The organism is Lentzea atacamensis (assembly GCF_003269295.1).
Classification (GTDB): domain Bacteria; phylum Actinomycetota; class Actinomycetes; order Mycobacteriales; family Pseudonocardiaceae; genus Lentzea; species Lentzea atacamensis.
Genome location: NZ_QLTT01000001.1, coordinates 971,500 through 995,351 on the forward strand (window position 1 = coordinate 971,500; position 23,852 = coordinate 995,351).

Annotated in this window: 20 protein-coding genes and 2 pseudogenes; 6 read left to right on the plus strand and 16 right to left on the minus strand. The window is 68.7% G+C overall.

Annotation, left to right across the window (positions count from 1 at the left end; genetic code table 11):
- The first annotated feature begins 119 nt into the window (after positions 1–119).
- A complete protein-coding gene (locus tag C8D87_RS04600; RefSeq protein ID WP_112225640.1) occupies positions 120–725 on the plus strand; it encodes a TetR/AcrR family transcriptional regulator in 606 nt (201 codons plus the stop codon).
- Here the strand turns inward: C8D87_RS04600 and C8D87_RS45010 are convergent.
- On the minus strand, positions 629–1,885 hold the full coding sequence (locus tag C8D87_RS45010; RefSeq protein WP_146771620.1) for a hypothetical protein: 1,257 nt from the start codon (positions 1,883–1,885) through the stop codon (positions 629–631). The two genes, C8D87_RS04600 and C8D87_RS45010, sit on opposite strands and share 97 nt — an antisense overlap.
- Positions 1,886–2,019: 134 nt before the next feature.
- Here C8D87_RS45010 and C8D87_RS04620 point away from each other — a divergent pair, with 134 nt between their 5' ends.
- Entirely contained in the window at positions 2,020–2,214 is a 195-nt protein-coding gene (locus C8D87_RS04620) for a PspC domain-containing protein (RefSeq protein ID WP_109641433.1), read from the plus strand.
- Between the two features lie 72 nt (positions 2,215–2,286).
- Here C8D87_RS04620 and C8D87_RS49085 read toward each other — a convergent pair.
- Both C8D87_RS49085 and C8D87_RS45015 read right to left on the minus strand, forming a co-directional pair.
- Positions 2,287–2,463: pseudogene (locus C8D87_RS49085) on the minus strand (Scr1 family TA system antitoxin-like transcriptional regulator); the annotation flags it as partial.
- Between the two features lie 693 nt (positions 2,464–3,156).
- Positions 3,157–4,008, minus strand: coding sequence for a hypothetical protein (locus tag C8D87_RS45015; protein WP_146771621.1), 852 nt, complete (start codon positions 4,006–4,008; stop codon positions 3,157–3,159).
- On the opposite strand from C8D87_RS45015, the gene C8D87_RS04640 reads away from it, so the two are divergent.
- From C8D87_RS04640 to C8D87_RS04650, 3 genes are read left to right on the plus strand one after another with little or no spacing between them, the layout of a single operon-like run.
- Positions 4,007–4,561, plus strand: a complete 555-nt coding sequence (locus C8D87_RS04640; protein WP_112225647.1) for an EF-hand domain-containing protein — start codon at positions 4,007–4,009, stop codon at positions 4,559–4,561. The two genes, C8D87_RS45015 and C8D87_RS04640, sit on opposite strands and share 2 nt — an antisense overlap.
- Before the next feature lies 1 nt (position 4,562).
- Positions 4,563–5,336, plus strand: a complete 774-nt coding sequence (locus C8D87_RS04645; RefSeq protein ID WP_233441897.1) for a GNAT family N-acetyltransferase — start codon at positions 4,563–4,565, stop codon at positions 5,334–5,336.
- Entirely contained in the window at positions 5,333–7,729 is a 2,397-nt protein-coding gene (locus C8D87_RS04650) for an ATP-binding cassette domain-containing protein (protein ID WP_112225649.1), read from the plus strand. Before C8D87_RS04645 ends, C8D87_RS04650 begins: the two co-directional genes overlap by 4 nt.
- On the opposite strand, the gene C8D87_RS04655 is transcribed toward C8D87_RS04650, so the two are convergent.
- From C8D87_RS04655 to C8D87_RS04665, 3 genes are all read right to left on the minus strand, one after another.
- On the minus strand, positions 7,693–8,310 hold the full coding sequence (locus C8D87_RS04655) for a DUF1062 domain-containing protein (protein ID WP_233441898.1): 618 nt from the start codon (positions 8,308–8,310) through the stop codon (positions 7,693–7,695). The genes C8D87_RS04650 and C8D87_RS04655 overlap by 37 nt on opposite strands.
- Before the next feature lie 147 nt (positions 8,311–8,457).
- The gene (locus C8D87_RS04660; protein ID WP_109641399.1) at positions 8,458–9,309 is read right to left on the minus strand and encodes a hypothetical protein; all 852 of its coding nucleotides are present in this window, start codon (positions 9,307–9,309) and stop codon (positions 8,458–8,460) included.
- A 56-nt stretch (positions 9,310–9,365) separates the two neighbouring features.
- Positions 9,366–10,496, minus strand: coding sequence for a Glu/Leu/Phe/Val dehydrogenase dimerization domain-containing protein (locus C8D87_RS04665; RefSeq protein ID WP_233441899.1), 1,131 nt, complete (start codon positions 10,494–10,496; stop codon positions 9,366–9,368).
- Positions 10,497–10,588: 92 nt separating this feature from the next.
- Between C8D87_RS04665 and C8D87_RS04670 the strand changes: the two genes are divergently transcribed.
- Positions 10,589–12,085 carry an APC family permease gene (locus C8D87_RS04670; RefSeq protein ID WP_215732161.1) on the plus strand — a complete coding sequence of 499 codons (1,497 nt, stop codon included), beginning with the start codon at positions 10,589–10,591 and terminating at the stop codon, positions 12,083–12,085.
- Here the strand turns inward: C8D87_RS04670 and rho are convergent.
- The 10 genes and pseudogenes from rho to C8D87_RS04715 form a co-directional block, all read right to left on the minus strand.
- A pseudogene (rho, locus tag C8D87_RS04675) lies at positions 12,066–13,082 on the minus strand (transcription termination factor Rho); the annotation flags it as partial. The gene C8D87_RS04670 and the pseudogene rho sit on opposite strands and share 20 nt — an antisense overlap.
- 269 nt (positions 13,083–13,351) lie before the next feature.
- Positions 13,352–13,915 carry a DUF4360 domain-containing protein gene (locus C8D87_RS04680; protein WP_112225652.1) on the minus strand — a complete coding sequence of 188 codons (564 nt, stop codon included), beginning with the start codon at positions 13,913–13,915 and terminating at the stop codon, positions 13,352–13,354.
- Positions 13,916–14,492: 577 nt separating this feature from the next.
- Positions 14,493–15,602: a thiamine pyrophosphate-binding protein gene (locus C8D87_RS46745; RefSeq protein WP_325049640.1), complete on the minus strand. Its 1,110-nt coding sequence runs from the start codon at positions 15,600–15,602 to the stop codon at positions 14,493–14,495.
- Positions 15,587–16,093, minus strand: a complete 507-nt coding sequence (locus tag C8D87_RS46750) for a thiamine pyrophosphate-binding protein (protein ID WP_215732163.1) — start codon at positions 16,091–16,093, stop codon at positions 15,587–15,589. The genes C8D87_RS46745 and C8D87_RS46750 overlap by 16 nt, the downstream gene beginning before the upstream one ends.
- 31 nt (positions 16,094–16,124) lie before the next feature.
- Entirely contained in the window at positions 16,125–18,146 is a 2,022-nt protein-coding gene (locus C8D87_RS04690) for an acetate--CoA ligase family protein (RefSeq protein WP_112225653.1), read from the minus strand.
- A complete protein-coding gene (locus tag C8D87_RS04695) occupies positions 18,143–19,309 on the minus strand; it encodes an acyl-CoA dehydrogenase family protein (protein WP_112225654.1) in 1,167 nt (388 codons plus the stop codon). Before C8D87_RS04695 ends, C8D87_RS04690 begins: the two co-directional genes overlap by 4 nt.
- Before the next feature lie 149 nt (positions 19,310–19,458).
- On the minus strand, positions 19,459–19,659 hold the full coding sequence (locus C8D87_RS45020; RefSeq protein ID WP_146771622.1) for a hypothetical protein: 201 nt from the start codon (positions 19,657–19,659) through the stop codon (positions 19,459–19,461).
- 554 nt (positions 19,660–20,213) lie between these two features.
- Positions 20,214–23,018: a M48 family metalloprotease gene (locus C8D87_RS04705; RefSeq protein ID WP_112225656.1), complete on the minus strand. Its 2,805-nt coding sequence runs from the start codon at positions 23,016–23,018 to the stop codon at positions 20,214–20,216.
- An 89-nt stretch (positions 23,019–23,107) separates the two neighbouring features.
- The gene (locus tag C8D87_RS04710) at positions 23,108–23,461 is read right to left on the minus strand and encodes a GntR family transcriptional regulator (protein ID WP_112225657.1); all 354 of its coding nucleotides are present in this window, start codon (positions 23,459–23,461) and stop codon (positions 23,108–23,110) included.
- A gap of 76 nt (positions 23,462–23,537) precedes the next feature.
- A complete protein-coding gene (locus C8D87_RS04715) occupies positions 23,538–23,843 on the minus strand; it encodes a hypothetical protein (protein WP_109641407.1) in 306 nt (101 codons plus the stop codon).
- Between the last annotated feature and the right edge of the window lie 9 nt (positions 23,844–23,852).

Sequence of the window (23,852 nt, forward strand, 5' to 3'; positions counted from 1 at the left end):
CACCAGCCCGGAAGCGTCACGATCGGGCCTCCGCGCCCTCTGATGAAGATGAGAGAGACCGACAAGCGCAAGCTCCGCTCCCCGTTTCGGTAAGGTTCGGAGTAATCAGGAGGTGACGGATGCCCCGTCCAAGCGTGGAAGCCGAACGCAAGGCGCAGATCCTCGCGTCCACCTGCAAGGTCATCGCGGCCGAGGGCTTCCGCCACCTCCGGGTGTCCGACGTCGCCAAGGACGCGGGCGTCTCAGGTGGCACGGTCCACTACTACTTCGAGACCAAGCGCGAGCTGACCGACGCCGCGTTCGAACACTGCTTCGAACAGTCGGTCTCACGCCGCCGGTGGATCCTCGAGTCCGACGAGCCGCCGCTCTCGCGCCTGCGCATGGTCGTCGAGTCCTACCTGCCGGAAGGCGCCGAGACCGTCGAGGCGTGGAAGGTCTGGGCCGAGCTGTGGGTCGAGGCCATCCGCAACCCCGAGCTGCAGGAGCTCAACGAGCGCTTCTACGGCGAGTGGCGCGACATCGTGGCGAGCATCTTCCGCGACGGCCAGGAGTCCGGCGACATCCACGCCCCCGGCGACCCGGTCGAGCTGGCGAACATGATGGTGAGCATGCTCGACGGCCTCGCGCTTCAGGTGCTGGCCGGCTCGAAGGCGATGACCGTCGACGTGATGCGCACGACCTGCCTGAGGTTCGTCGACCAGCTCTCCACGGCGTCCGTCGGATAGCTCAACCCGCTCGCCAGCACGCAGAGAGCGATCAGCAACGCCACCGGCGTGCGCGTGAACCCGAGGAACAGCAACCCCTTCGGCACGGGCACGGTCTCGGCGAACCGCTGCGCCTCGCTCAACAGCAACCCTGCGAACATCAGGAACACCACCGCCAACGGCAACGAGCGCCCCATCGCGCCCACCGTGACGAGCGACGCCGCGGACACCGTCACGATCCCGGCCGTGAACCACCAGTGATGCGGCGTGTGCCAGGGCCCCTTGGCGCTGCGAGCCATCAGCCAGTCGCCGAACAACACCGAGACCCCGCACAGAACCAGCACCCGCATCGCCGTCAACGTGTTCTGCCCGTCGTACGCCATGGGCAGGTATGCCGCGACGAGCGCGCACAGCGGCGCAACCGCAAGCCCGCGCGCCACCCGCATCACCGCGGGCCGCTGCTCCTGGCTGGGCCTCATCGCGGACCGGGCTCTGATCCGGTCGGCCTCACCGAGCTTGCTCTTCGCCGCCTCCGTGTCCTCCAGTTCCCAGACCACCCACACCAGCCCGAGCAACACGACCAGCCCGAGCACCACCGCGTACGCCGTCAGCTCCCGAGGCCCGTAAACCCACCCGACGACCCCGACCAGAACGCACAGCGCCAGCCTGATGAGCGCCCCCAGCTCCGGCCGCGAGCTGCGCCAGGTCTTCTGCGGCCACGACGTCAGCACCAGCCTGCGCGCGACGAACCAGACGCTGGCTCCCAGCGCGAGGGTCGCGACCCACATCGCCAGCCCGATCCCGGCGTCTCGCAACGACCTCGTGTCGCCGAACAACAACATCGCCGCGACGAGCGCCACCACCACGACCGGAACCCTGAGGCGCCCCAACGCCCACAGGTGCTGCCGCACCCACCGGTCCCGGTTGCGCCAGGCCGACTCCACGGCAACGAGCGCCAGAAACCCGATCGAGATGAACCCGACCGGGTTGCCCGCGAGATGCGCCACCGCGAGGACCGTGATCGGCACCGCGCGCGGGTAAGGGCTCTCGGCCAGCGTGAGGCTTCTGAGCGGCGACGGCGGCCCCTGGCGCTCTTTCGTGCGCAGCCACTGCCAGGCGTGCCACAGCAGCGGCGCGTAGACCGCGATGAACACCGTGTCGACGAGAAAATCAACGCGCATCTCGGCTCCCCAAGGTTCGGGACAACCGTGACGTCGCAGGTCAGAGGCTCGGGGTTACGTGCTGTAACTCGTCCGGGTGAAATCAGGGTTCATCCCCGATGCAACAGATGGACTATCGCGGGCATTCTGGGTATATGACCACGACAGTTGCTTTGAGCAGGCCCAGGACCAACCGGATGATCGCGGGTGTCTGCGCGGGGCTCGCCCAGCGCTGGGGATGGAAGCCGGGCACCGTCCGCCTTCTGTTCCTGCTGTCCTGCCTTCTGCCGGGACCGCAGTTCGTCGTCTACCTCGTGCTCTGGGTGATCATGCCCGACCGCGGTTACTGACAAACCGCAGGAACGCCTCCCACGCTGCCGGCTCGACCGGCACGTGGGCGGCGGGCGTTTTCGAAGCAGCTCGTGGAGTTGCCCGGCCAGCACGTCGGCGCCACCCACCGGCGAGTACAGCACAGGTTCGTAGATGTAGAAGACGAACTTCTTGTGCCCCGCCACGATGCCTCGACGGTCGATCCGAGCAGAGACCCACTCACCGATGTTCTCGTCCTTGACGAAGGGCGAGTCCTCAGCCTGCTCCACACCCGAACAGGCCGGACCGGATCCCGAGTACCCGCCACAGTCCTGTGTGGACGCCCAGAACCGTCGAGGTCACGTCCCGGCAGCGCAGAACAACGGCCACCGCATGTCGTGGACCGACGTGGACAACGACCCGAGAACGTTCAACTCCTCCCCGCCACGCTCGCCCTCCCCGACAAGGCCGCGATCGCCTACGCCGAACTGGGCTGGGCCTGCAGCGCGACCTGCCACCACGCCGCAGAACCGCCCGGCAAGCCCCAGGGCCCGGTCACCCTCAACGGCACGGGCGTCAGCGCTGACCGGTTCGTCATCGACAGCGATCTCTCCGACACCGAAGCCAGGCACCAAGAGCGCGAAGCTGGCGTTCAAACGGACCGAGGACGCCTACCTCGTCCAGAACATCGCGTGGTCGTTCCCACTGCCCGAACTCACCCTGGCCGTTGACCCGGAACATCCCACGGCGTACCAGAAGGCCACCGTCACCCAAACCGCGACCGTCACCAACGCCGGCGACGCCCCAGCGGCGAACGTGTCGGTGTGCGGCCAGAAAATCGGCACAATTCCCCCACGCGCGAAAGCCACCCGCGCCTGCACGACACAAGCGGCGGACGACTACCAGACCACGGTCACCGCAAACGGCATCAGCGAAGCCGGCGACCCGCTCGCTGCACAGAAGACCGCACGGGTCGACGTGCTTCATCCGGCATTGCGCGCAACCACGGCAACACAGCCGATGACCGCCCTCCCCGGACAAAAAGTCAAATTCTCAACAACTGTCACGAACACCGGCGATACACCGTTGTTCGACCTAACGCGCGCACAACAACTGACGGCTGCAACGCCATGCAAGGCCAGCTCGACCCCGGCGCCACCGCCACCGTGGACTGCGCAACGCAGGCGGGCGACGAATCCGGCACGCTCACGTCGACCGTCACCGCCACCGACAAGCTCGGCAAGAAGGTGGAAACCAGCGCCTCGGTGCAGGTCAAGGTGATCAACCCCCGGGCTGACCATCACCGCGCCCTGGTCGAAGGACCGCGTGGAGGACGGCGGGCTGGTCACGATCACCGTCACGGTCGGGAACCCGTCCGCCCAGCCGATCAGCGACGTCGAAGTGGCAGGTGAGCCGCCGCGTGCCGCCGGACGTCGCCCGTCCCGCAGCCCCGCGAGCGCCTCACCTGCACGTGCCGGGCGGCTGCCCCGGTGAGTTCCCGGTTGACGGTGTCCGGCGCGGGCGCGGGCAACGTCATCGGTGAAAGCGCCGTCGTTCGAATCGAATCGAATCGACCACCACGCCGCTGCCGCCGAAACCCGCTTCCACAGATTCGCCGCGTGACGAACTGCCGTGGCCGTGCCCCGTCGCACACGTGCAGCAAGTGTCGAACCGGCGGTAGGTGGCGTCGCGGCGGTAATGGGCGTCATCGGCATGGCGATCGTCGCGAGCGCGTTTTCCGGGCTGGGCAAACGGCAGGCCTGGTGAACGATTGCAATTCGGTTGTTGAGACAGACGTGTTCCCAGGGCCCGGAATGCGGTAGAAGGAACTTCATGGAGATCACCGCCTTCCTGGATCGCAAGCTGGCCCGCCGGTTCCGGACGTACGACTCCGACGGTGACGGTTTCATCGAGCGCGAGGACTTCACACAGGCGGGCGAGCGGACCACGAAGGCGTTCGGGCTGGCGGACGACGATCCGAAGGCCGTCCGGTTCCACAGCATGCTGATCGGGCTCTGGGAGCAGCTCTCGTCCGTCGCCGACCAGGACCACAGCGGGCGCATCAGCATCGACGAGTACAAGAAGGCGTTCGCGAACGGGCTGCTGGAGACGCCGGAGTCGTTCGAGGAGGGCTACGTGCCGTTCCTGGACGCGGTGATGGCGATCGCGGACGAGGACGGCGACGGCAAGCTGACCGTCGAGGAGCACGTCGCGTGGACGGGCGCGCTGATGAACCTGTCGGAGGCGGACGCTCGGATGATCCACGACATCCTGTCCGGAGACGACGAGCTGATGCCCGCCGATGCGCTGCTGGAGGCGATCCGGGAGTTCTACTTCTCCGAGGATCCCGCGGCGGCCGGCAACTGGCTGCTGGGGTCGTTGGACTGACGTGCTGCTCAGGACGCTCCAGGAGCACGCGGCACGCGCCCAGCCCGCCGCACACGTGCAAGAAGAAGGTGGCTGGTGGTTGCGCCACTCCCCCGGTGACGCCTGGTGGGTGAGCGCCGTGCTGCCGCACGACCGCGAGGACCGGGTCGCCCGCGCCGAGGAGTTCTGCGCCGAACGCGGGTCCGGGGTGCGGTTCCAGATCACGCCGGGCGTGTGCGCGGACGATCTCGACGCGCGGCTGGACGGCCGGGGCTACGCGCGGGGGCACGACATGTCCCTGCAGATCGCCTCGACCGCGGAGGTCATCCGGCAGGCCCACGCCGACGCCGGCGAGGTGACCGCGCGTCCCACCGACGAGTGGCTCGCGGCGTGGCAGGCGGTGACCACGCGGGACGTGAGCGCCGAACGCGACCTCCTCAGCCGCGTCGAGCACCCGAGCGCGTACGCGTACGCCGAGGTCGACGGCCAGGTGGTGGCGGTCGGGCGGGCCGTGGCCGAGCAGGGCTGGGCCGGCGTGTTCGGGATGGCGACGTTGCCCCACGCACGAGGTCAGGGCGCCGCACGGTCCGTGCTCGCGGCACTGGCCTCGTGGGCGGCCGCGCGCGAGGCGAACCACATGTACCTGCAGATGGAGAAGGCGAACAGCTCGGCGTTCCGGCTGTACGAGCGGACGGGGTTCCGCGAGGTCTGCACCTACCACTACCGGATCCGTCCACAACCAATCAGGAATCAAGAAGGCACGAGCGGGGGCGCGGAGTTAGGTTTTGCGCCATGACCAGGACAGCAGCCGCGGCGCACGAGGCCGACACCCACGATCTGATCCGCGTGCAGGGCGCGCGGGTGAACAACCTTCGCGACGTCGACGTCGAGATCCCCAAGCGGCGTCTGACTGTCTTCACCGGAGTCTCCGGTTCCGGCAAGAGCTCGCTGGTGTTCGGCACGATCGCCGCGGAGTCGCAGCGGCTGATCAACGAGACGTACAGCGCGTTCATCCAGGGCTTCATGCCGACGCTGCCGCGCCCCGAGGTGTACCTCCTGGAGGGCATCACCACGGCGATCCTCGTCGACCAGCAGCGGATGGGCGCCGACCCGCGCTCGACCGTCGGCACCGCGACCGACGTGAACGCGATGCTGCGGATCCTGTTCAGCAGACTCGGCACACCGCACATCGGTGGCCCGCAGGCGTTCTCGTTCAACGTCGCCTCGATCTCCGGCGCGGGTGCCGTGACGATCGAGAAGGGCGGCCAGAAGGTCAAGGAGCGCCGGGAGTTCTCCATCACCGGCGGCATGTGCCCGCGGTGCGAGGGCCGCGGCCAGGTCTCCGACATCGACCTCACCGAGGTCTTCGACGACTCGAAGTCGATCCTCGAGGGCGCGATCAAGGTGCCCGGCTACAACGTCGACAACCAGTGGACCGTGCAGACGTTCGCGCAGTCCGGTTTCATCGACCCGGCGAAGCCGATCCGCAAGTACACCAAGCGGGAACTGCACGACTTCCTGTACAAGGACCCGGTCAAGATCAAGGTCAACGGCATCAACCTGACCTACGAGGGCCTGATCCCGAAGCTGCAGAAGTCCATGCTGTCCAAGGACCGCGAGGCGCTGCAGCCGCACATCCGGGCGTTCGTGGACCGCGCGGCGACGTTCGGCACCTGCCCCGAGTGCGACGGCACGCGCCTGACCGAGGCCGCCAGGTCGTCGAAGATCAAGGGCCTCTCGATCGCGGACCTGTGCGACATGCAGATCACCGATCTCGCCGACTGGATCCGCGGCCTGAAGGAGAAGTCCGTCGCGCCGCTGCTGGACAAGCTCGCGCACACGCTGGACTCGTTCGTGGAGATCGGTCTCGGCTACCTGTCGCTGAACCGTCCCGCCGGGACGTTGTCCGGTGGTGAGGCGCAGCGCGTGAAGATGATCCGGCACCTCGGATCGGCCCTGACCGACGTGACATACGTGTTCGACGAGCCGACGATCGGGCTGCACCCGCATGACATCCAGCGGATGAACAACCTGCTGCTCCGACTGCGCGACAAGGGGAACACCGTCCTCGTCGTCGAGCACAAGCCGGAGACGATCGCGATCGCCGACCACATCGTCGACCTCGGTCCTGGCGCCGGCCGCAACGGCGGCACGATCTGCTTCGAGGGCACCCTCGCCGAGCTGCGCAAGAGCGACACGGTGACCGGGCGGCACCTGGACGACCGGGCGTCGCTGAAGGACTCCGTGCGTTCGAATACCGGTGTCCTGGAAATCCGCGGCGCTTCGGCGAACAACCTGCGCGACGTGGACGTCGACATCCCGCTCGGTGTGCTGACCGTGGTCACGGGTGTGGCGGGTTCCGGCAAGTCGTCGCTGATCCACCAGTCGATGCCGCGCGACGCCGGCGCGATCGTGGTCGACCAGACCCCGATCAAGGGCTCGCGGCGGTCCAACCCCGCGACCTACACCGGTCTGCTGGAGCCGATCCGCAAGGCGTTCGCCAAGGCCAACGGCGTGAAGCCGGCGTTGTTCAGCGCGAACTCCGAGGGCGCGTGCCCGAACTGCAACGGCGCGGGCGTGGTGTTCACCGACCTCGGGATCATGGCGACGATCGAGTCTCCGTGCGACGTCTGTGAGGGCAAGCGGTTCGACCAGGCCGTGCTGGAGTTCAAGTTCGGCGGCAAGGACATCTCCGAGGTGCTGGCGATGCCGGTGTCCGAGGCCGTCGAGTTCTTCGGCGCCGGTGAGGCCAAAACGCCTGCCGCACACGCGATCCTGGCGCGCCTGGCCGACGTCGGCCTCGGCTACCTGTCGCTGGGCCAGCCCCTGACCACTTTGTCCGGTGGCGAGCGCCAGCGCCTGAAGCTGGCCACGCACATGGCGGACAAGGGCGGCATCTACGTCCTCGACGAGCCGACCACGGGTCTGCACCTGGCCGACGTCGAGCAGCTGCTGGGCCTGCTGGACCGGCTGGTCGACTCGGGCAAGTCGGTCATCGTGATCGAGCACCACCAGGCCGTGATGGCCCACGCCGACTGGATCATCGACCTGGGCCCCGGCGCCGGCCACGACGGCGGCAAGATCGTGTTCGAGGGCACGCCCGCCGACCTGGTGGCCGACCGGTCGACGCTGACCGGCGAGCACCTGGCCGACTACGTGGGCGCGCCCTCGAAGCGCAAGAAGCGCTGACCGCCGATCACGAAGGCGAAGTCGGCGCGAACCCTCGCGTCGACCGCCATCGGCAGCCGGATCCGGCCTGAGTCGACCGCGTTCCTCACCGCGGACCGGCTCAGGCCGAGTCCGGCCATCAGCAGTTTCCCGACCCGGATCGGCGCCGGGAGCTCAAACCTGACGATGACGTCCAATGGTTCGAGATCTTTCTCGATCTCGTAGAACGGCATGTCGGTCTCCAGCGCCCACGTGCCGGTCCAATCGAGACGGTGCCCGGCCCTGCCCGCGAGAGCCGCGTCCATGGCCAGCTCCCGCACGACGGCCGGATCGTTGGTCTCGAACATCACCAGCCGGTCGTGGTCGAGCGTCTGCACGTGAACGCGTTCGTGGACGGGGATCTTCGACGTGCGGCCGCACCGCTCGCAGCCGATCAGCAGCCAGACGTCGAGGATCTTGCCGTTCGCGTTCACCCGGACCTTGCCGGTCGGATGGTGCCGCGTTGTCCTGCACGAGACACAGGTTTTGACGATGGCCGGCAGTCCGAGCTCGCGGACCAGCCACAGTGATTTGCGGTCGACAAGTTCAGCCTTGCGATTCAACGATGCCCCAGGGGTCAGTGGCGTACGGAAGAACCCGCACCGTCCCCACGGTGCGGGTCAGCTGTTGGGTACGCTCATGACCACATGATCGTCACAATGACGAACGACCGGTCCGCCTCGCAACGCATTTTCCTGGCTGTCCGCTGATCACCGGTCCACACACACGACCCGTGCGATCGCGTACCAGTCGTGGGCGAAGCCGTCGTCGTCCTCCCACGCCTGCAGTTCGAACCACGACGTCCCGGACCCCCAGATGGTCGGCAGCACCTGACCGGCCGGTGACACGCCAGCCGTTCCGATGAACGACCAGCCCGCCGACAGCCGCCGCTGGTCCGACTCGCAACGCACGTCGAACAGCTTGTCCGACCGGTCCACCACCGACGTGGCCGTGCGCATCTCCTGGCCCGGCAACGGATCCGAGCACACCGCGTAGGTGGTCAGCCGCCAGTCCCGCGCGTACCCGTCCGGGTCCTCCATGCCGGTCACCGCCACCGAGGCCAGGTCCGCTGACTGAGCGATCTGGTTGACGTGGACCTGACCGGCCCCCTGGGTGTTCCACCCGGCCGTGAGGAGCTTCTTGCCGGGCGGACACGTGGCGCGCACCTGCTTGTTCGAGGAAGTCGTGTCCGAGGAGGCGGTGACGATCATGTGACCCGGCACAGGCAGTGCGCACACGGCTTCCACGATCAGGCCCCACTCGTCGTCGGTGCCGTCCTCGTCCTCGCTGGCCATCGCCACGACCGAGGTCGCCGACGGGATGAGCGCGGTGACCAGGACGTCCCGTCTGTTGCCGCGCGGGTAGGCGAAGGCGCCGATCACCTGCTTGCCCGCCGGGCAGGACACCGAGCCGATCCGGTTGTGGTAGGACGTCCAGCCACCGCTCGACACGATCAGCTCGTCGCCGGGGACGGCGGCGGACGCCGGTGGTGCGACGGCCAGGACTGTGGCAGCGGCCAGGAGCAGGGACAGCTTGGGGCGCAACGGCATCGTGAACCTCACAGGGCGACGGCGGGCGGCTACATCGTCGGAGACGCCTCATCGCCGCGCAGGTTGCGCTAGAACTTCTGCTCGATCTCCTTCACCGCATCGGCAGCGATCTGCGCGGCCGCCCGGCGCGGCGACCCGGCGTCGACGATCTTCGCGACCAACCTGCGCATGTTCGTGCCGATCTTGGCGAACGCGGACTCCGCGGTGGCCTCGATGTCGCCGAACAGCGTCCACCACCACCAGGAGTTCGTGGCGGAGTTCGCGACGACGTCCGGGATGATCAGTGCGTCGATGACCTCTTCCGCCTCCCTGGTCACCGGCATGTTCGCGGCCTCGACGATCAGCTTGGCACGCACGGACTTCGCGTTGCTCGCGTTGATCGCGTAGCTCGTGGCGGCCGGCACGAGCACGTCCGCCTCGACGTCGAGCCACTTGCCGCCGCCGAGCTGGACGTCGGCCTCGCGGAGTTTCGTCCGATCGATGCCGCCGTGCGAATCCCTGGACAACAAGAGGGTTTCCACGTCGAGCCCTGCGGGGTTGGCCACGACACCGTGGACGTCAGCGAGCCCGACGATCGTGACGCCCGCCTTGGCGAGGTAACGGGCCGTGGCGCCGCCCATCGAACCGAAGCCCTGGATCATCGCGGTGGGATTGCCCAGCTGGAGGTGTTCGATGCCGGCGAGCGCCGCTTCCGCGACGCCGTAGCCGCCGACCAGTTCGTCGAGGCTGACGCCGTCGACGGTGACGTTGAAGGCGTCCGCGAGGCGTTGGCGCGCCTTCTGCTCGTCGTCCAGCAGCGGGTACACGGCCTGGATGGACGACTGCAGGCCGATCTTCGCGATGGCTTTGTCGATCGTGGACTGCCGGAGCCCGAGGTCCTCCCCCATCGTCCAGAACCGCTCGATGTAGGGCGACATGGCGTACAGGTACGCCGTGAGAACCTCTTCCGCCTTCGGGTCGTAGGGGTCGAAGTCGATGCCGCCCTTGGCGCCTCCGAGCGGCACGTAGCGCGCCTCGGGGTCGTAGTTGAGGGCCTCCTTGGCGGTCATCCCCTCGGCCAGCCCGCGCACCTCGTCGAGCGTGCAGCCCGCCCGCATCCGCAGTCCGCCGCTGCTCACCCCGCGCACCAGCCGGTCGATGACGAGGTAGCCGCGCGCGCCCGTGGCCGGATCGGTCCAGGTGACCTGGAGATAACTCATCGAACACACCCCTTGACTTCAGCGTATGACCGCGGTCACATGGTCCGTCCAAATAACTGACTGACGGATCAGTTAACCATCTGGAGGGTCCCGTGGGCGAGGTACAGCCTCTCAGCGGCAACTGGCTGGGTGAACGAACCCACCTGCGCAAGTCGCTCCGCCGGGTGGACGTGACGTTCTACCTGCTCTGCACCCTCGTCGGCCTCGACACGATCGGCAGCGTCGCTGCCAACGGTCCCCAGGGCCTCGTCTGGATGGTGATCCTGGCGGTGGTGTTCTTCCTGCCGTACGGGTTCCTGACCACGGAGCTGGGCACGGCGTTCCCGATCGAGGGCGGCCCGTACGTGTGGACCAAGCTCGCGTTCGGGCGCCTCGCCGCCGGCGTGAACCAGGTCCTGTACTGGCTGTCCAACCCGCTGTGGATGGGCGGCACGCTGGCGATCATCGCCGTGACCACGTTCGAGACCTTCTTCCTGCCGCTGGGCATGGCGGGCAAGCACATCGCGGGTCTGGCGTTCATCTGGGTCGGCGTTCTCGCCGTCGCGGCGTCGTTGCGGATCGGCAAGTGGGTGCCCATCGCGGGTGCGTTCGCGCGGATCGTGCTGCTGGGCTTCTTCACGGTGTCCGTGGTCGTCTACGCGGTGAAGAACGGCGTACAACCTTTGGCCGGCGGGGACTTCGTGCCCACGTGGGCCGGGTTTGTGGCGCTGGTGCCGGTGCTGATCTTCAACTACGTCGGCTTCGAGCTGCCGTCGACCGCGACCGAGGAGATGACCGACCCGCAGCGCACCGTGCCGTTCGCGATCCTGCGCGCCGGCTGCGCGGCCTTCTTGTTGTACGGCGGGCCGATTCTCGGGATTCTGCTGGTGGTTCCCGCTTCGCAGATCCAGGGCCTTGGCGGGTTCATCGACGCCGCCAAGCAGGTCCTGACCGTGTACGGCGGCTCCGTGGCACCTGATGGGACGGTGACGCTGACCGGCGCGGGCGCGGTTCTCGGAACTGTCTGCGCGGCCGGCCTGATCATCGGCGTGCTGACTTCCGGGGTCTCCTGGGCGATCGGGGCGCACCGAGCGCAGGCGGTCGCCTGTGCCGACGGCGCCGGACCCGCGTACCTGGGCCGGTTGTCCTCGCGTCACGGCACGCCGATCCGCGTGAACGTCCTTTCCGGACTGCTGGCTTCCGTCGTCCTGGTGACGGCGTTGAACCTCACCGGCGGCAACTCCGAGAAGTACTTCACCGCCGGGCTCGCCCTGGTGATCTCGACGACGTTCATCAGCTACCTGCTCACGTTCCCGTCGATGCTGGTGCTGCGCCGCCGCCTGCCAGACGCTCCACGCCCGTTCCGCGCGCCTTTCGCCTTGCTGACAACGGTTCTGACGACCGGACTGGTCGCTTTCACCGTGGTCGTGCTGATCTGGCCGCTGGAGCTGCCTTCCGCGTTCGCCGGCGAGCGAACCGCTTACACGCTGTCGCAGGTGCTGCCGCTGCTGATCGTGATCGGCATCGGTTTCCTCTTCTACGCGCTGGGTGCGCCCACCCGTGCGCTGGACCGGGAACCGCGGCACGACTTCATTTCGACATCTGGATGAGGAACTCGGCGTTGCTCCGGGTCTTGCGCAGTCCTTCGAGAAGCACGTCGATGTCGCGCTCCGCCATGGCCCGGCGCACCGCGTCGGTGATGGCGAGTTCTTGTGCCCCGACCAGAAGCTCCGCCTTGCGCGTGCTGGACTGGTGCAGGTCGACCGCCGGGTAGACGCGCTTCTGCGCGGCCCTGCGGTCGAGCTTGAGCTCGGCGTTGCCCGTGCTCTTGAGCTCTTCGAAGATCACCGTGTCCGCCGTGGAGCCCGTCTCGACGAGCGCGGTGGCGAAGATCGTGAGCGAGCCACCTTCCTCGATGTTCCTGGCGGCACCGAGGAACTTCTTCGGCGGCGTGAGGGCTGTCGCGTCCACGCCACCGCTGAGGATGCGGCCACCGTTGGGCGCGGCGAGGTTGTAGGCACGGCCGAGGCGCGTGAGGGAATCCAGCAGGATCACGACGTCCTGCCCGTCCTCGACGAGCCGCTTGGCCCTCTCCACCGCGAGCTCGGCCACGGCGATGTGCTCCTTGGGGTGCTCGTCGAACGTCGAGGTGAACATCTCGCCGGGGATGGTGGTCCGCATGTCCGTGACCTCCTCCGGCCGTTCGCCGACGAGCGCGACGATCAGGTGGACCTCCGGGTTGTTCTTGGCGATCGCCTGCGCGAGGTGCTGCAGCACCATCGTCTTGCCGGCCTTGGGAGGCGCCACGACGAGCGCCCGCTGCCCCTTGCCGACCGGCATGACCAGGTCGATCACGCGGCTGGTCAGCTCCTCGGGGTCGTGTTCGAGCCTCAGCCGCTCGTTGGGGTACAGCGGCGTCAGGTCCTCGAACCTGAGCCTGGGGTGCGGCTTCTGCCCGTTGACGGTGTCGACGGTGACGAGCTTGTCGTTCTCCGCCTGCCCGCTGATCTGGTCGCCGCGACGCAGGTCGTGCTGCCGCACGAGGTGCTGCGGAACCTGCGGCCCGTCAACGAGGAATGCCTTGTTGTTACGTATGTCGAGTACACCGATGTGCATCGGGTCTGTCCTTTCAGGAGGGTTGTTTGAGATGCGCCTCATCGGCTCCACACACGACGGGCTCGTGCCCGTGCTCGTGCCGGAGGGAAGCGCCGCAGATGCTCTTGCGGAGGCATCTGATGTAGGGCCGCCAGCGTGAGAAACTGGGGGTCGTCGCTGCGGATCGGAGAGCGTCCAGCAGCTGGTCGGAACTTACGTGCGCTGACCGCGCACCGCCGGTTGCAAACGAACTCTAGCAGACAACGCCAGAAGCGCGCTTGTTATTCCGCGCACTTCTTCCACGACAGCCGGAACGTGGTGCTCACGGCCGAGTCGGTCGAGTCCATGGTCATGAAGCTGGTGTTCCCCTTGCCGGTGACCTTGAGCTCGGCCTCGATCGTCAACGGCTTGCGATCCTTGCACGGCCCGTGCGCCACCCCGTCGGGCCTGTCGGTGACCTGCCAGTTGTCACTCATCGGACTCTGATACGTGTGCATCCGGTTCCGCGTGGGAAACCCCGGAAAGTGGTAGCTGTTGCGCACAACGCCGCGCGCCCCGTCCGTCAGATGAGCGAACCCGCGGTAATCCGTGGCCGCGATGCCGTACGTGTACCCCTGCGCGTGGTTCAGCTTGAGCGCGATCGTGCAGCTCTTCTTGGCCTCTTTACCGTTGCCCTGCACCAGGAAGTCGCTGTAGGTCACCGTGAACGCCTCGTTGTCCTGCGACATGGCGACGGTCGTCGAACCCTTCGGACAGCCCGAGCCGCCGACGCTCACCACCTCGACGGTGACCGGGCCGGGAGGTGGGACGAGCGAAGCAGCCAGCAGTGCCACCACGGCGAACATCGAGGCCTCCTCACATCGCTGTGGGACAACCTATCGACCCGCACAATCACGCAAACGGACGAGCAGTTCCCGCGCGGCTGCACGGCACTCGTCACTCCACTCGGCGAGACAACCCGCCACCACCACCCTCACGTGCCGCGATACTTCCGGATCGGTGGCGATCTCGCGCGCCACCACCGCGGCACGGCTTCGTTGGTCACGTCGCAACGAAAGGAGGCAGCCGGCGGCTCTCATCCGGACCAGAGCGCCTGTCCGTGTTCGTCGAGCTTCGGCGTGGCCGGTTGGTCCGCCGGTGCCTCGTCGAGATCGCTGCCCACGTCCTGGCGCACGTAGACGGTGCCCAGCGACGGCCTGCGAGCGCCGGGAAGTCTGGTACGGCAGGAGACCCGCGGCCTGTTCCTGGGCCCACAGCAGGTCCTTGATCTCGGTGGGCAGCGCTCTGACCGACGTCCATCCGTTCCGGGGTGACTCGTGGGACTCCACCCTGCCGCGGGCTTGGATGGTGATCTTCAGGTCATCCTCCGCCATCGGGGGATGGTCCACGTCACAGCGGCCCATTTTGTGCCCGATCAAGGACTCATGCGCCCGCCAGGTCGCCCACCACGTGGAGCACCGTAGGCCGGTCGGCGGTGAAGGCCTTGCGCAGGGCCGCGGCGAACCTGTCCTCGTCGTCCACGGTCAGCCCGTGGCAGTTGAGGCCCTTGGCGACCATGGCGAAGTCGACGCCGGGGAGGTTCACGCCGTGCACGGGTTCGCTGCGGTCGACCATCTCCCGGCGGATCTCGCCGTAGCCGCCGTTGTCGCAGATGATCACGGGCAGGGGCAGGCGTTCCTGGGCTGCGGTGGCCAGCTCGGGGAGCGTGAACATCACGCCACCATCGCCGTGCAGGGCAACGACTTGACGGTCCGGGGCGCCCATCTTGGCGCCGATGGCCGCGGGAAGGCCGTAGCCGAGGGTGCCGAACCCCGTGGGATACAGGAAGCTTGCCGGGCCTTCGAGCGGGAGGTTGGACAAAGTGCCGTAGTAGCAGGCCATTGCACTGTCGCCGGCGATGACGGCGCCTGGCGCGAGGACTTCCTTCATGGCCTCGACCAGGGGAAGCCAGGCAGCGCCCTGAGTCCTGGCGTGTTTGCGGAAGAGCTTTTGCCAGCGTTGGGCGCGTTTTGCGGCTTCCTGACTCGCGTGAGCCTTGCCGAGGCGTTGGTTCAGGGCGGTGACGGTGGCCTGGGCGTCGCCCACCAGGCAGTAGTCCGGGAGGGCATTGGTGATCATCTGGGCCGGGTCGACGTCGATGCGGATCAGGTCGCCGGGGAACTTCAGCGGGCCGCTCCAGAGGTCGGTGGAGGCGAGCTCGGTGCCGATGGCGAGGACCACGTCGCATTCGGCGACGAACTCGGCCGCGGCCTTGTGGTGCAGGCCCGCGCCTATGGAGAGCTGGTGGTGTTCGGAGAAGGTGCCCTTGCCGTTGGCGGTGGCGACCACCGGGGCGCCCAGGCGCTCGGCCAGCGCGGTGATCTCCTCGGCGGCTCCCCTGGCGCCGCCGCCGATGATCAGGCCGGGGCGCGTGGCCGCGTTGAGGCGGCCGGCTGCCGCGGCGATGGTGACGGCGTCGGCCGGTGCGTGGGCGACGACGACCGGGGCGACCTCGTTGACCTTGTCGACGGCGTCGATCAGGTCCAGCGGGATTTCGAGGTGGGCGGGCGGGGGCGGCCGGAAGTCATGTGGGCGAACGCTTGCGCCACGGCCAGCGGGATCTCGGCGACGCTGTGGACGCGGTTCGAGTAGCCGATGGCGGCTTCCAGGGCGGCGCTCTGGTTGCGGACCTCGTGGAGGGTGCCGTTGCCCCGGCCGGGGTGGCGCAGGGGCATGCCCGGGGAGATCAGGAGGACTGGGACCGAGTCGGAGTACGACTGCGTCACGGCGGTCAGCGCGTTGAGCACGGCCGGGCCGCTCGTGGTGAGGCAGACGCCCGGTTTGCCGGTGACGCGGGCGTAGCCGTCGGCGGCGAACCCCGCGCCCTGCTCGTGGCGGGGTGTTACGTGGTTGACGTCGTGCTCGGCCAGGTGGCGGTAGATGCCGAGGTTGTGGGTGCCAGGGATGCCGAACACCAGCTCGGTGCCGTGCGCGACGAGTGCGCGCACCAGCGCGTCACCCCCGCTGATACGAGGAACGGTCATGCTCATGCCACGCGCTGTCCGCTCGTATCGTTCAACGTGTCCCCCGAGGGATGATCAGCGCGTCCACGGCCAGCACGCCGTCCGGGCCCACGCGCACGGGGTTCAGCTCGATCTCCGCCAGGTCCGGTCTGGCCGCGAGCGTTTCGGAGACCTGGGCTATGACCTCGGCCAACGCTGCCAGGTCGGCCGGTTCCGCGCCGCGCCAGCCGGACAGGAGCGGAGCCGAGGCGAGGCGGGCCAGCATGTCCCGCGCGGTGGCCGGAGTCACCGGGGCCAGCTCGATCGCGGTGTCCTTGAACAACTCTGCGTGAGTGCCGCCCGCGCCGACGAGCACCACTGGGCCGAACGAGTGGTCCCGTTTGGCGCCGATGATCAGTTCCACGGTGTTCTCGCGCGTGTCCATCTCTTCGAGCACGTAGGTGCCGGGGCCCAGACTGGCTTCCATCTCGTCGAAGGCGGTGGCCGGGTCGGTCAGGTTGATCCGGACGCCGCCGTGCTCGCTCTTGTGGGGCAGCCAGTCGGCTTTGAGCGCGTACGGGCCTTCGAGGGTGGTGGCCTTGACCTCGGCCACGCTCGTCACGGCGTGGGCCTTGGGGAACCTGAGGAAGCTGAGCAACTCGCGGGCGGCGAGGTAGCCGGGCTGGTACGGCAGGCTCGCGCAGAGGTCCCCCCTGAAGGGGTCCCCTGATTCAATTCTCCCAGCCGGCACCGACAGTCCCGCGCCGCTCACAGCACCAACGGACCGTTGATCAAGCGCCCCTAAACGAGCCGCGTCACCCACCGCAGCCACAACTCGCTCGATCGTGTGCTGCACCGGCACCCCGTCCGCACGCAACGCGCGTACCGCCGCGGAGTCCGCGCACATGCTGTGCACCGCCACAGGCACACCGGTTTCCCTTGCCAGGAACCCGATCCGAGACGCCACCGCCACCTCGGCGGCTTCCAGCGACGGCGTGTCCGCGCCGTAACTGCCGAAGTAACCGGACAACACGACGGTGTCGACCTCGCCGGAACGCACGAGCACCTCGACCGCGCGGGCGTAGTTCCACAGGTCCCGCTCCCCCGCGCCGGCGAGGTCGATCGGGTTCCGCGAGGACGCGCCCGCCGGAAGTCCGTCCACAGAGGACAGAGCAGGCACCGACAACCCGGCCGCCGAAGCCAGATCCGCCGCGATCGCCCCCTGCCCACCGGAGTCCGAGATGATGCCGATCCGACGTCCGCGCGGCACACCGGACGACACGACAGTCGCCAGATCGACCAGCGCGGCGGGCGTCGCCACCCGCACCGCCCCGGCACGACGACAGGCCGCGTCCACAACGTCCGAAGTGGACGTCAACGCTCCGGTGTGCGAACGAGCGGCTTCGCGAGCCGCCGTCGACGACCCCACCGTCAGCAGCACAACGGGTTTCCCCGCCGCACGCAGTTCCGACATCGCCGAAACGATCCCCGGCCCGAAGCTCTCCAGATAGACCCCGACAACCTTGGTCATGTCGTGGGACACCAAGTCCAGCAACGCTTCCGTCGCCGTCACGTCCGCCTGGTTGCCGACCGAGACGAACCGCGACACCCCGATCCCCGACGCCGCCAGCCCGGCGATCTCCAGACCCACCTGCCCGCTCTGCGACACCACACCGAGCGAACCGGGCTGGAACCGTCCCCAGGCGAGGTGCAACGACGTCGCCGCGTCGAACACGCCCAGGCAGTTCGGGCCGAGCAGTCGCGCGCCCGCCGAACGAATTCGGTTGATCACCCCGTCGTCGATGCCCGACGGGATGCCGACGAACCCGCGCACGCCCACCGCGAGCGCCTCGTCGACGACCGCGGGCACGTGCGCGGCAGGTACGGCCAGCACCACCAGTTCCGGCGCTTCGGACAACTCCGAGAGAGACCGCACGGTCGGTTCCGACAGCACGGAGCCGCCGCCGCGGTTCACCAGGTGCACGGCGCGACGGTCACGGCCGACCAGGGCACCGCGCGCGAGCCAGTGGCCCCACTTCGCGGGGTCGTCGCTGGCACCCACCACCGCGACGGACGCGGGATCGGAGAAGATCATCTCGCACCGAGACCGCGGGAGATGATGAGGCGCTGGATGTCCGAGGTGCCTTCCTCGATCTCCTCCAGCTTGGCATCACGCATCCAGCGCTCCACGGGATACTCGCGTGAATAGCCGTAGCCGCCCAACGTCTGCACGGCGGCGTGTGTGCACCACATGGCGTTCTCCGAGCCGACGAGCTTGGCCATGGCCGACTCCTGCGCCACGGCGTGCCCCGCGTCGTACAGCGTCGCCGCGCGCACGGTCAGCAGGTGCGACGTGTCGACGCGCGTGGCCATGTCCGCGAGCCGGAACGCCACCGCCTGGTGCTGGATGATCGGCACACCGAACTGCACCCGTTGCCGCGCGTAGTCGGCCGCGAAGTCCAGTGCAGCCCGCGCAAGGCCCGTCGTGGCGGCGCCGATGAGGATGCGCGAGGCGTCGAACGTGCGCATCAGACCCGCGAAGCCCTGACCTTCGTCGCCGAGCCGGTTCTCGACAGGCACGCGCACGTCGTCGAGGAACACCTCCGCGTTGACGATCGCGCGCTGCCCCATCTTCTGGAACGGCGGCCCGACCGTGAGGCCCGCGGCGTCACGCGGCACCACGAACGCGGTGACCCCGCGGGAGCGCCGAGTGGGATCCACGGTCGCGAAGATCACGAACTGCGAGGCGTAAGGAGCGTTGGAGATCCAGGTCTTCTGTCCGTTGAGGACATAGGAGTCGCCATCACGCCGAGCCGACGTCTGGATGCTCGCCGCGTCCGACCCGCTGCCGGGTTCGGTGACCGCGACGGCGGTGAGCGGCGGCCGCTCGGTCGTGAGCGGACCGAGGAAGCGCTCCTGCTGCTCAGGCGTGCCGAGGTGCTCGACGGGCGCGCTGAAGAAGCCGTTGGACGTGATCAGGTTGCCGATGCCGATGTCGCCGTGGCAGAGCTCCTGCTGGACGAGCACCTGGGTGAGCAGGTCGGTGACGCCGCCGCCACCGAGCTTCTCGGGAATCATGAACGAGGTCAGCCCGAGCCGGGAGGCCTTCTCCCACACGTCGAGCGGCGACTCGGTATCCGCCTCGTCGACGGCACGCGCGCGCGGGCGGATCTCCTCAGCGGCGAACTCCGCGGCCAGTGAGACGAACTGCTCCTGTTCGGCCGTGAGCCGCAGGCCGTCCCTGACGGTCCGCCCCATCTCGCACCCCTAAATTGACTGACTAATCAGTTATTCACGATCCATCGGGCAGCCTAGCTGTGTCAAGACGCATCAGGAGGTGCGCGAACGGGTGACTGATGGGGAAACGCGGCGGTTGACGTATCGAGCCGCCCCGTGGTCATTCTTGATCAGTGCCGGTCCGCGTCGGAGGGAGTCGCGTGAGCCCCTAGCGAGGACTTCACCCGTTCGGGGTTGAGGATGCCGCGGTGTTCCACGGGCGCGAGCGGATGGCCGGCGAGCTCAGAGCGGCGGCCGCGGGACCGGGGCTGCTGGTCCTCGTCGGCCGCGGCCGAGCTCGTGGTCGTCGACCGGCTGGAAGAGCTGTTCACGCTCGACCTGCCCGCACGCGAACAGCATCGACCTCACCGAACCGCGAGCCCTGCCGAGCTGTGGCGCAAACCGCTGCCGGCCGGGCTCACCACCGATTTCGCCTACAGCCCAGACGGATCGCTCTTCGCAGCGTTCGACAGCACGCAGACGCTGCGCCTGTGGCGGGTGCGGGACCGCAAGCCCGCAGGTGATCCGGTGAAAGCCGCCGTGGGTGGCCGGAACGCGAACGGCAAGATGGCGTTCAGCCCGGACGGCAAGCGCATCGCGTTGACCGCCGTGGAGCGACGCGGGTCGGACTTCGTCACCCGCCCGGAGATCTGGGACGTCTCCGACCCCGACACCCCGTCCAGCAGTTCTACCTGCCGGGCGGCGACTCGTCGTCCTTCTACGACCTCGACTTCAGCCAGGACGGGAGCACGCTCGCGATCGTCCGTGCCTCCGCCGGAGTCGACCTGTGGGACACCGACCAGGAGCGGATCGTCGCCGGCCTCTGCGACGCACCCGGCGATCCGATCACCGAGCAGCAGTGGCAGCGTTGTCTGCCCGGCAAGGACTACCGGCCACCTTGTGGCTGAGCCTCGGCCGAGATCCGCGACAACCGGTCCAACGCCGAGTTCGCCTCCGACGCGGCGTTCGTGAGCTCCTCCAGTGACCGCAGCAACAGCCGATCCGGCCCCGTCTCCAACGCGGCCAGGCAGTTGGCGCTGCCCCGGTTCGCCAGTGCCGTGAAACGACTCCAGTGCTGCTGCGCCACCTCGTCCGGGATGCGGAAGTACCGTTGCGCATCCCGTGCGATCTGCCCGAACTCCGCGCAGCTGGTCCTCAGCGGCGAGAAGTCGACCGGACCGGTGGCGGACCCGAGAGTCTGCAACGTTTCCGAATGGCGCGTCATGGTGTCGAGGAGGCGCTGGTTCAGGTCGAACCCACCGAAACGCTTCCACGCGGCCTGCTGGGCGGCGCGCGTGCGGGCCGGGAGCTGCGGGACCACGGGACGTGCGAACATTTGCGCCACCTTGTCGTCGGACGCCTCGCCTCTCGACTGGTCCCACAACGCCAGCCCGGAGGCGGAGACCGCGACCCCGGCCACGCAGAGAACCGCGACCACCCGACGGCGTACCGCCGGCCTGCCCGGTGCCCGTGCGGGAACCGCGGGTGCGCGCCGGACGATCGCCACGACACCCGCGGCGGCGAAGGCCGCGATCGCGGCGACCACGAACACCGGAGCGAGCAAGGTCAGCAGCGCCAGACCGGACATGGTGAAGTGCGGACCGCAGGTCGACTCCATCACCCGCAACGACTCCACACAGCCGTCGGCGGACATCGCCGTCAACGCCAGCGCGAAACCCAGCATCGCCGCCGTCTGCGCGGCGACCAGGGCGACCGGCAACGGGTAGCGCCCGGCCCACCCGGCTGCGACGAACGCGGCCACCACCGTCGCGGCGACGACCACCGCGAACGTGCCGGTCTGGTACGTCAGCGCGAACAGCGCGCCCGATCCCGGAGGCAGCGGGCGCCACGTGTGCAGGTAGGCCTGCAACCCCACCACGGCGGCACCCGCCACGACACCGCCGATCAGGCCGGGCAGCAGCGCCCGGCGCAGCGGCGGCAAGGGTGGCGCGCTGACGACGACCGCACCCGAGTCGTCGAGAGCCGGCCGCAGCCGGCGCGGCGTGCCGTCCGCCGGGCGCACGATCCAGGCCGGGAGGGGCACGATCCACAGCGCGATCATCGACGCGACGGACAGCGCCGGGATCGACATGCCGTGCATCAGGGGAAAGAAGGAGGCGAAGGCGGACAGCACCAGCGCGTGGTCCGCGGCAGGCCCGCCCAGGCCGTGCGCGAGCACCTCCCGGACCCGGTCGGTGTCGACCATCGTGCCGAGCGTGTACAACGTGCCGTCGCTCTGCCACCAGATGAACCACGACGACAACGCCAGCCAGGCCGCGCCCAGTACGGCGGCCATCACCGGCAGGGTCGTACGTCCCGCGGTGGCCCAGAGGTGCGCGCATTGGCCGATCCACCAGGCGATCGCCGTGCCCGCGAGCACGACGAGCAGCAGGAACTCGGGGTGCGGCGGCAGCCATTCCAGAACCGCCACCCGGTTCAGGAACAGCTCCCCCGCGGCGAGGCCGAACCCGAGCCACAGGCCGGCACGCCACGCCGGCGGCACGGGCCGTGACGTCCGCACCCCGTGCACCACGGCCCTCCACAGCGCGATCCCGACCACGCCGACGACGAGGCCGGACGGGACCAGCGTCAGCGCCTGACTCATCCACTCGCGGAGCAGGCCGTCCCTGACCAGATAGGCCTGCACGGGCTCGCGCACCTGCGCGTTCACCAGGGTCGCGGCCACACCGGTGAGGAACATCGGCAGTGCCCGCAACCCGAACAGCTCCCCGGTACCCGCCACCGCCGCCCGGCGCAGATCCAGCCGCGGATGGGTGCGCCACAACTCTGCGAACGCCGACCACCGCCGCGCTGGTGCCGCGGCGGCCCAGATGTGCGGGGACGCGCCCCACCTGACCGCGGCGAGATCAGCGCACACCTCCCGGCTGCGCAGCACGTCCGCTCGCGCCAGGTAGACCAGCAGCACGAGCAGCACGAGCAGGAGAACCCGGCGCACCTGGCTCGGCTCGTCACCCGACCACCAGGACGGCTGGACCAGCGACACGACCGCCCACACCGCGTACGGCGTCAGGACCGCGGCGAGGAACATGCGCCACAGCGCGGTGGTGACGTAGTACAGCGTGACGTCACCGTTGCGGATGTGCGCCAGCTCGTGGAGCACCACGCCCCGGAAGCGCTCGGGATCGGTGGTGGCGCTGTGCAGCAGGTCGGCGCTCAGCCGCAGGGTGGGCCGCCTGTTGCTGCCGTAGACGACCACGCTCGCGGTCGGATCGACCACCACTCGCGGCGGCCTGGCCAGTCCCGCGGTCGCCGCCGCCTCGGCGACCAGCCGGTGCGCGTCGTGAGTGCTGTCGAGTGGTGACGCCCAGCGCGCCCGCCTGCGCCATCGGGGTATCGCCCGGAACAGGACGGCGGCGCCGAGCAGCACGACGACCGGCCAGCCCAGCACCACCCACCACGGCGGCCCCGGTTGATGACGGGCCATGCACTCGTCGAACGCCGATCTCTGCTGGAGCAGCACCAGCTGAACCTGGAGGGTGCTCGCGTCGGGGTCGGCACCGGCCGCCAGCTGGCACCCCACGCCGTTCGCACCCGAGATACCGCTGGCGACATCGCGCATCATCGAGCCGCTGGCCACGAACAACAGCACCATCAGCAGGACGAAGCGAACCGTGGTACCTGCGCCGATCACCCGTTCGTCCACGCGTGGCGGGACCGGCTCCACCGTCACACTCGCCCCCCGCGATCAGTCACCTGCGAGTCAGTGTGCGGGCCGCGCGACGCCGACGAGCTCGTTCGGGGCCAGAACACCCGGATGGATCAGATCCCTCGCAACGCCGCGCGGACGATCTCCAGGGCTTCCTGCGACGAGAGGCCCAGGTCCGCGGACATCGACGCGTACTGCGCCGCCGCCGCACGGACGCGCTCGCGGTTGTTGTCGCCGTTCGCGCTCACCACGGTGCCCGCGCGGCCCCGCGTCTCGACGAGGCCGGCTTCCTCGAGCTCGCGGTAGGCGCGGGCCACCGTGTTGACCGCCAGACCCAGGTCTTTCGCCAGCGCGCGCACGGTGGGCAGCTTGGCGCCCACCGGCAGTTCGCGGTTCGAAATCGCGTGCGCGTAGTGCACCCGCACCTGCTCGTACGGCGGTGTGTCCCCGTGGTGGTCGATCTTCACTGCGCCCCATCCCTCCCCGACATGTAACTACCTCTGTATTGACCAACGGAGGAGTGGGGCGGAGGTTGCGGTCGATTCAGCGGATATTGGTCTGGTCCGCGCCCATCTGCACGTAGAGCTTGCGCCATCCCTGGTCTGCCGCCGTGGCTTCTTTGCCGTCACAGTAGGGCTTTGAGCCGTTCGAGGTGTAGTAGCGCAGGATCGACAACGAGACGACCGTGTCCCAGTTGCCTTCGTCGAAGTACTCCTCCCCCGGTGTCTGCTCCTGGTGCTTCATGCAGGAGACGTCGGACTGACCCTCGTCGTCGAACTGGGCGGTGGCCGCCGGTTCCGCCGAGCACGCGGCCAGCGCGAGCACCGCCAGCACGATGAGCTTCTTCATGACTCCTTC

Bases quoted from the DNA above. Each gene is read 5' to 3' on its own strand.
- C8D87_RS04640 (WP_112225647.1), top strand. From the start codon at position 4,007: ATGGAGATCACCGCCTTCCTGGATCGCAAGCTGGCCCGCCGGTTCCGG.
- C8D87_RS04715 (WP_109641407.1), bottom strand. From the start codon at position 23,843: ATGAAGAAGCTCATCGTGCTGGCGGTGCTCGCGCTGGCCGCGTGCTCG.
- C8D87_RS04600 (WP_112225640.1), top strand. From the start codon at position 120: ATGCCCCGTCCAAGCGTGGAAGCCGAACGCAAGGCGCAGATCCTCGCG.
- C8D87_RS04690 (WP_112225653.1), bottom strand. From the start codon at position 18,146: ATGATCTTCTCCGATCCCGCGTCCGTCGCGGTGGTGGGTGCCAGCGAC.
- C8D87_RS04650 (WP_112225649.1), top strand. From the start codon at position 5,333: ATGACCAGGACAGCAGCCGCGGCGCACGAGGCCGACACCCACGATCTG.
- C8D87_RS04665 (WP_233441899.1), bottom strand. From the start codon at position 10,496: ATGAGTTATCTCCAGGTCACCTGGACCGATCCGGCCACGGGCGCGCGC.
- C8D87_RS45015 (WP_146771621.1), bottom strand. From the start codon at position 4,008: ATGAAGTTCCTTCTACCGCATTCCGGGCCCTGGGAACACGTCTGTCTC.
- C8D87_RS45010 (WP_146771620.1), bottom strand. From the start codon at position 1,885: ATGCGCGTTGATTTTCTCGTCGACACGGTGTTCATCGCGGTCTACGCG.
- C8D87_RS04620 (WP_109641433.1), top strand. From the start codon at position 2,020: ATGACCACGACAGTTGCTTTGAGCAGGCCCAGGACCAACCGGATGATC.
- C8D87_RS04680 (WP_112225652.1), bottom strand. From the start codon at position 13,915: ATGTTCGCCGTGGTGGCACTGCTGGCTGCTTCGCTCGTCCCACCTCCC.
- C8D87_RS46750 (WP_215732163.1), bottom strand. From the start codon at position 16,093: ATGACCGTTCCTCGTATCAGCGGGGGTGACGCGCTGGTGCGCGCACTC.
- C8D87_RS04695 (WP_112225654.1), bottom strand. From the start codon at position 19,309: ATGGGGCGGACCGTCAGGGACGGCCTGCGGCTCACGGCCGAACAGGAG.